This window comes from Streptomyces sp. NPDC059900, assembly GCF_050270335.1.
Lineage (GTDB): Bacteria > Actinomycetota > Actinomycetes > Streptomycetales > Streptomycetaceae > Streptomyces.
On sequence record NZ_JBNNJZ010000435.1, the window covers coordinates 1 to 6964 of the forward strand.

At 68.5% G+C, this 6964-nt stretch carries 7 protein-coding genes; 1 reads left to right on the top strand and 6 read right to left on the bottom strand.

All coding sequences use genetic code 11. From position 1 onward, the window contains the following. The 4 genes from ACQKIP_RS35235 to ACQKIP_RS35250 form a co-directional block, all read right to left on the bottom strand. On the bottom strand, positions 1-298 hold a 298-nt coding region (locus ACQKIP_RS35235; RefSeq protein ID WP_427745069.1), incomplete at its 3' end, for a LacI family DNA-binding transcriptional regulator. A 179-nt stretch (positions 299-477) separates the two neighbouring features. Next, the gene (locus ACQKIP_RS35240; RefSeq protein ID WP_365852544.1) at positions 478-2115 is read right to left on the bottom strand and encodes an extracellular solute-binding protein; all 1638 of its coding nucleotides are present in this window, start codon (positions 2113-2115) and stop codon (positions 478-480) included. 55 nt (positions 2116-2170) lie between these two features. Further along, a complete protein-coding gene (locus ACQKIP_RS35245; RefSeq protein WP_361200881.1) occupies positions 2171-3034 on the bottom strand; it encodes a carbohydrate ABC transporter permease in 864 nt (287 codons plus the stop codon). A 92-nt stretch (positions 3035-3126) separates the two neighbouring features. After that, complete coding sequence (locus ACQKIP_RS35250) at positions 3127-3981, bottom strand: ABC transporter permease (protein WP_365852546.1); 855 nt, start codon at positions 3979-3981, stop codon at positions 3127-3129. 419 nt (positions 3982-4400) lie between these two features. On the opposite strand from ACQKIP_RS35250, the gene ACQKIP_RS35255 reads away from it, so the two are divergent. After that, the gene (locus tag ACQKIP_RS35255; RefSeq protein ID WP_427745070.1) at positions 4401-5372 is read left to right on the top strand and encodes a hydroxyacid dehydrogenase; all 972 of its coding nucleotides are present in this window, start codon (positions 4401-4403) and stop codon (positions 5370-5372) included. 142 nt (positions 5373-5514) lie between these two features. Here the strand turns inward: ACQKIP_RS35255 and ACQKIP_RS35260 are convergent, their stop codons facing one another. Together ACQKIP_RS35260 and ACQKIP_RS35265 are read right to left on the bottom strand one after the other, a co-directional pair. Further along, positions 5515-6138 carry a DUF305 domain-containing protein gene (locus ACQKIP_RS35260; protein WP_365852550.1) on the bottom strand — a complete coding sequence of 208 codons (624 nt, stop codon included), beginning with the start codon at positions 6136-6138 and terminating at the stop codon, positions 5515-5517. After that, positions 6135-6797, bottom strand: a complete 663-nt coding sequence (locus tag ACQKIP_RS35265; RefSeq protein ID WP_365853436.1) for a DUF3105 domain-containing protein — start codon at positions 6795-6797, stop codon at positions 6135-6137. The genes ACQKIP_RS35260 and ACQKIP_RS35265 overlap by 4 nt, the downstream gene beginning before the upstream one ends. Positions 6798-6964: the final 167 nt, after the last annotated feature.

Sequence of the window (6964 nt, forward strand, 5' to 3'; positions counted from 1 at the left end):
TCGACGAGACCAGGGTGAGCCGGCCCCGCTGGGCGGCCTCCATCTCCACGCCCTGCGCCACATGCGCGTAGAAGGAGCTCACCACGTCGAACATCAGCACCGCGATCGTCTTGCGGCCCGCGCCCGCCAACGCGCGAGCGTGCGCGTTGGCGACGTAGTCGAGGTCCTTGACGGCCCGCAGCACCTTCGCGCGCGACGCCGTCGACGTCGGGTAGTTGCCCGCGAGGACCCGCGAGACCGTCGCGACCGAGACGCCCGCCCGTGCCGCCACATCGCGGATGGTGACCCGCTCACCCACTGTGTCTCCTCAAAGCCTCGAGTCCCGGGGATTCCGCAGGGAGTCCTCAGGTACAAGTAGCAGAATCCGGGGCGGGGTTGCCCCCACGGCAGCCTGTCCGCAGCCCGCCCCGGACCGTTGTCCGGAGCATGCCCCGGACCCATCATCCCGCGCCCGCACGCATCCCGTGCCCGCCGGGATCAGTGCGCAGCCTCGTACTCCTTCGCGAACTCCTCGCGCGACTTCTCGCCGCCCTGCGACTGCCACTTCTTGTAGACGGCGTCCCAGTCGGACAGCTTCTTGCGGCCCGAGACGATCGCCGTGACGCCGTCCTCGACGATCTGCTGCATGGACGCGCCCTGCCGGTTGTACGTGTCCGACATCAGGCCCCAGTGGTCGTCGCGCACGAGGTTCGGGACGACCGCCTTCTCCCAGGTGTGCAGCCGCTCGGTGAGATCGGCGAAGCCGGGGAAGTACAGCGGCTGCGGTGCGTCCATGAGGTACGCGAAGGGGAGGTTCGTCCTGTTCTCCACCAGGCCCAGCGAGGTGGGGATCGGGTCGCCCTTCTTGTCGTACTCGAAGTGCGTGCCCTCGACGCCCGAGTGCATCAGCTCGTACTCCTTGGAGCCGAACGGCGACGCCAGCCAGTCCAGGACCCGCAGCATCAGCTTCACGCGGTCCTTGGACGCCTTCTTGATGACGGTGTAGCCGAAACAGCCGCGGTTCTGCTGGTAGACGGGCGTCGCCCCGTCGACCACGTACGGCACGGCGGCGTCGAGGGTGAACTCGTCCTTGATGCCCTGCGCGTTGGAGATGACCGCGCCCCAGCCGTCCGTCATCGAGCGGACCGTGCCGTTGTAGAACTGGGTCTTGAGGTCGACCTGCGAGATCGAGGTGGCGTCGGAGTTGTACGAGCCCGCCTTGCGCATCTTCGACATGTATTCGAGCGCGGCCCTGAACTCGTCGGTCCCGAACATGTCGGCGACCTTGCCGTTCTTGATCTGCCACTGGTTCGGCGCGCCGTGCCACATCGCGTGGTAGAGGTAGCCGAAGAAGCCGACCGACGAGGCACCCAGCGCGTACTTCTTGTTCTGCGAGGCCTCGCGCGCCATCGTCTGGAAGTCGGCCGCGGCCATGCCCGGCTTGTAGCCCGCCTTGTCGAAGGCCTCGCGGTTGATGAACATCGCGCCCTGCACCTTGGCGCGCTCGATCGGCAGCCCGTAGATCCGGCCCGCCACGCGGCCCATGCCTTCCCACGCGTACGTGGGGATGTTGGCGAGGTTCGGGTAGTCCTTGACGGCGTCACCGGAGAGGTGGTCCGAGAGGTCCTCGCAGCGCGACTTCACGAACTGCGACTCGCGCGGCAGGACGTAACCGCCACCGAAGTTGATCATGTCGGGCAGGTCGTCGCCGGACATCAGCGTGGACATCTTGGAGCGGAAGTCCGCGTCCGGCACCACCGAGAACTCGACCTCGACACCGAGGGCCTCGTTCATCGCCTGCCAGAACTTGTTCGATCCGACCGGCTTCGGCGGGGTGCCGTAGGTGATGGTCATGACCTTGATCTTCTGCTTGCCGTTGCCCGGCTTCTCGGCGGTCGCGGCGACCAGCTTCTCCGGGTACTTGGTGAAGCCGGGCTGTACGCCCTCCGCCGTGGGCGCGAGGTCGGGCTTCGGGCCCTTGGCGGGGGTGTACGTCGGCCAGGGCGCCGCCTTCTTGTTGGCGTTGCTGACCGAACCGCCGCCGCTCGAATCCGTGGAGCAGGCGGTGAGCAGGGAGGGAGCCGCGACCGCGGCCCCGCCGACGGCTATGGAGCGCAGCAGCGTACGGCGCGACATCGAGGAACCGGACACAGTGACGACCTTTCGGAATTCGGGAAGAGGGAGAACTGGCTCAGCTCTTGATGGCGCCGGTGAGCACGCCCTTGGTGAAGTACTTCTGGAGGAAGGGGTAGACGATCAGGATCGGCACGGTGGCGATCACCAGGACGGCCATCTGCATCGTCTGCGGGGCCGAGACGTTCGCGGCGTCGCTGAGCCCGGTGTCCGCGATCTGCGAGCCGCCCATGACGTAGGTGCGCAGGACCTGCTGGAGCGGCCAGTGGTCGGACTCCAGATAGATCGACGCATGGAACCAGGCGTTCCAGTAGCTGACCGCGTAGAAGAGGCCCACCACTGCGAGGGCCGCCTTGGAGAGCGGGAGCACGACCCGCCACAGGATCTGCCAGTCGTTCGCGCCGTCGAGCCGCGCCGCCTCGAACAACTCCTCGGGAACGCCCTGGAAGAAGCCGCGCAGGACGACCAGATTGAAGACGTTGATGAGGACGGGGACGATCAGGGCGCTGTAGCTCTCCAGCATTCCCATGCCCTTGACGAGCAGGAACGCGGGGATCATGCCGGGCGGGAAGAGGAAGGTGAACAGGACGACCAGCAGGATCGGCTTCCCGCCGTACACCTTGGGGCGGCTGAGCGCGTACGCCAGGAACGTGGTGCACGCGAGCGAGGCGAGGGTGCCGATGATCGTGATGCCGGCGCTGACCCCGAGCGCCTTGGTGACGATGCCGCCCTCGAAGACCTGCTCGTAGGCGCGCAGGGTCGGGTGCGTGGGCCACAGGACCCAGCCGCCGTTGGCGATGACCTCGCGGTTCGACGCGAACGACGTCGAGACGATGACCAGGAACGGCACGAAGACCATGACCAGGATGGTGACGATCGCCAGGGCCTTGGCCACCCGGGTGACCGGCTTGGGCTTCTCCATCCAGGCGGGGCGGGCGGGCTGTGCGGGGCGTGCGGGGCGTACAGGACGTGCGGGGCGCCCGGCGCGTATCGCGGCGGATTTCGTGCTCGTGCTCACTTGTAGACCCCCTGCTCGCCGAGGCGATGGGCGACCTTGTTGGCCGCGAAGACGAGAATCGCGCCGACCACGCCCTTGAACAGGCCCGCCGCCGCGGCGTAACCGGTGTCGCCGCCGACGATGCCCTGCCAGAAGACGAAGGTGTCGAGCACCTCACCGGCCTCGGGCCCGACCGACTGCCGTTGCAGCAGCATCTGTTCGAAGCCGACGTTGAGGATGTCGCCGAGCCGCATGATCAGCAGCAGGATGACGACCGGCCGGATGGACGGCAGCGTCACGTGCCAGAAGCGGCGCCAGGGGCCCGCCCCGTCGATGGCGGCGGCCTCGTACTGCTGCTCGTCCACCTGCATCAGCGCGGCGAGGAAGATGATCGTGCCCCAGCCGGCGTCCTTCCAGACGACCTGGGCGACGACGAGCGCCGGGTACGCGTCCGGGTTGCCGATGATGTCGACGGAGTGCAGACCGGCCTGCCCGAGCACGGAGTTGAGCAGGCCGGTGTCGGCGAGCACCTGCTGGAACAGGGCGACGACGATGACCCACGACAGGAAGTGCGGGAGATAGACCACGGACTGCACGAAGCGCCGCGTCAGGTCCGAGGTCAGGCTGTGCAGGAGCAGGGCGAGGCCGAGCGGGACCGGGAAGAAGAAGACGAGCTGGAGCACCGCGAGGAAGAGCGTGTTCCAGGTCGCGTGCCAGAAGTCCGGGTCGCCGAACATCCGGTCGAAGTTCTCGAAGCCGACCCAGGGGCTGGCCCAGAGGCCGTCGAAGGGGACGTACTCCTTGAACGCGACGGCGTTTCCGATGAACGCGCCGTAGTGGAACACCAGGAAGTACGCGACCCCCGGCACCATGAGCAGCAACAGGACTCGCGAGGAGCGAAACCGTTTCCATCGCTCATCACGCTTGGGTTCGTTGCCATTTGGGCGATTAATGCGCTTGCCGGGCGGCTTCACCGCCTCGGTTTCCGTCCGGTCCTTCGTCACCGCTGACACGGCAGCCCCTCCGTCGTCGGAACAAGGTGACCGGAATCTAAAGCGGTTACTAACGCCGGTCAACCCCCCTGACCCCGCGATCTCTTGACCGCTGTCCCGACTTCGGCCTAGCCTCCAGGCGCTGTTGGGTAACCGGTTACTACGAGGGATGGTCACGCGTGGCAGACCAGGCAGAGTTGAAGGCTCCACCGTTCAGTCCGGCGACCGGGCCGGCGACCGGGCCGTTGACCAGTCCGGCGACCGGACCGGCGACCAGACGGGCGATCACCGCGCTCGCCATGAGCGCGGACGTGGCGGAGCGGGTGTTCGCCCCCGACATCCGCGAACGGCTCGCCCGCAGCGTGGACTTGGTGCCCGGCCTGCTCGGCGGCTCCCTCACCGACGCCGACGCGCGCGCGGTGCTCGCCGAAGCGGAGATCCTGGTCACGGGCTGGAACTGCCCGCCGGTCACGGCCGACGTCCTCGCCCACGCGCCCCGTCTTCGGGTACTCGTGCATGCCGCCGGATCGGTGAAACCCGTGGTGACGGACGCGCTGTGGGACCGGGGCGTGGTGGTCTCGTCGGCGGCCGACGCGAACGCGGGGCCCGTGGTGGCCTACACGCTCGCCGCGATCACCTTCGCGGCGAAGGGCGCCCTTTCGACCGCGGCGGGCTACTCCGCCGGTTGGCCGCCCTTCACCGAACGGACGGGCGCCGACGCCCGCACCGTCGGCATCATAGGGGCGTCCCGCATCGGCCGCGGGGTCATCGCCGCGCTGCGCGCGTCCGACGCGGGCATGCGGATGCTGCTCACCGATCCGTACGTCACGCGGGAGGAGGCGGCGGGGCTCGGCGTGGAGCTTGTCGACCTGCCCGAGCTGTGCCGGCGCAGCTCGATCGTCAGCGTGCACGCGCCCCAACTCCCCGAGACACGGGGCATGGTGAGCGAGGAGATGCTGAAGCTGATCCCGGACGGCGGCACCGTCATCAACACGGCGCGGGGCTCACTGGTCGACACGCGGGCGCTGGCCCGTGAGTGCGGGGCGGGGCGCCTGGACGCGTTCCTGGACGTGACGGACCCCGAGCCGCTGCCGCCCGGCCATCCCCTGCTCGCACTGCCGAACGTCCTGGTCACCCCGCATGTCGCGGGGGCGCAGGGGAGCGAGGTGCGCAGGCTGGGGGAGTACGCGGTTGCCGAGGTGGAGCGGTTCGTGCGGGGCGAGGAGCTGCGGGGTCGTTTGCTGAGGGAGGAGCTGCCGCGGATGGCGTGAACGGGCTCCGTCCCGTGTACCGGTCGTCAGGCGCGGGGCGGCTGACGGTTCCCTGCGGACCGGCGGGGAATTGTCAGCCCGTCCGGCGTTTGAGGACGAGCTCGGCGCAGCCGGCGATGACGGTACGCACAAGGCCCCGTGCCTACGGTTTCGCGCCCCGCGCCTTCAGCAGATCCGTCATCAGCTCGATCTCCGACTCCTGCGAAGCCACCATCCCCCGCGCGAGCCGCACCTCCGCCCCCACCTCGCACCGGTCCACACACCCCTCGGCCATATGGACCCCGCCCTTGTGGTGCTTGATCATCAGCTGGAGATAGCGCACCTCCGCGGCCCGCCCGTCCAGCTTGCCGAGCTTCTTCAGCTCGGTGTTCGTGGCCATCCCCGGCATCAGCGCGCCGTCCTCGCCCGGCGGCATGTCCCCCATGCCCATCCACTCCATCGGCGCATTCTCCGGCACCTTCGGCAGCTCCCACAGATCGAGCCAGCCGAGCAGCATGCCCCGCTGGTTTGCCTGCGTCTGGGCGATGTCGTACGCGAGGCGGCGGATCTCCTCGTCCTTCGTGCGGTCGCGCACGATGTACGACATCTCCACGGCCTGCTGGTGATGCGTGGCCATGTCCCTGGCGAAGCCCGCATCGGCCGACTCTGTGGCCGGGACGGACGTGCCGGACGAGCCGCTCGACGAGGCGACCGCGACCGTGATCCCGCCGCCGGCCACCACCACCGCGGCCACGGCGCCCACGGCCCAGCAGGTGCGCCGCCTCACTGGGACTTGCCACCCGTGCAGGCGGCGCCCGGCTCGGGGGTCTGCTTGCCCTGCACGTACGTGGAGAAGAACGAGCCGACCTTTTTGTCGTCCGCGCCGGTCACCGTGCGCTGGTGGCCCCAGGCCGACAGCATGACCGGGTCCTTCTGGTCCTTGACCGGGCTCATCAGGGAGTACGGGGTCTGCTTGACCTTCTGCTCCAGCTTCTTCAGGTCGGCGGGCTTCGCCTTGTCGTTGTACGTCACCCAGACCGCACCGTGCTCCAGGGAGTGCACGGCGTGGCGCTCCGGGATCTCGTCCTTGTAGACGTCGCCGTTGCAGTTCATCCAGACCTGGTCGTGGTCGCCGCCCACCGGCGGGGTCATCGAGTAGCTGACGTCCTTGGTGACGTGGGTGCGGCCCAGCTTCTTCGCGTCCCAGACCTTCTCGCCGTCCGCGGTCGTCTTGAACGTCGGCGCGGAGTTTCCGTCGGACGCCGTGTCGGAGTCGTCGCCCTTCTGGAAGAGGATGACACCGCCCACGACGAGCGCGGCCACGACCACCGTGCTCAGGGTGATCGTGATGATCCGTCCCCTGCGGTCGCGTGCGCGCTCGGCCTTGCGCATCTCCTCTATTCGGGCCTTGCGGGATGCGGTGCTCGACTTCTTGGCGGAACCCATGATGTGTCCTTCGGCGGTGACGACGTAAAGGGCGGGACGCGCGGGGCAGAACATGCGGAACAAGGTGGAGCGGTTCGCTGATCGTAATGGGCGAGCCGGGCGGGCTGTAGGGGTAGTCGAAGCCGCCCGCTGTTACGGCCGCGCCGATCAGCAGGCACTATGGGCAC

Coding starts and splice junctions, on each gene's coding strand:
- ACQKIP_RS35240 (WP_365852544.1), bottom strand. CDS start 2,115: ATGTCGCGCCGTACGCTGCTGCGCTCCATAGCCGTCGGCGGGGCCGCG.
- ACQKIP_RS35245 (WP_361200881.1), bottom strand. CDS start 3,034: ATGGAGAAGCCCAAGCCGGTCACCCGGGTGGCCAAGGCCCTGGCGATC.
- ACQKIP_RS35250 (WP_365852546.1), bottom strand. CDS start 3,981: ATGGTGCCGGGGGTCGCGTACTTCCTGGTGTTCCACTACGGCGCGTTC.
- ACQKIP_RS35255 (WP_427745070.1), top strand. CDS start 4,401: ATGAGCGCGGACGTGGCGGAGCGGGTGTTCGCCCCCGACATCCGCGAA.
- ACQKIP_RS35265 (WP_365853436.1), bottom strand. CDS start 6,797: ATGGGTTCCGCCAAGAAGTCGAGCACCGCATCCCGCAAGGCCCGAATA.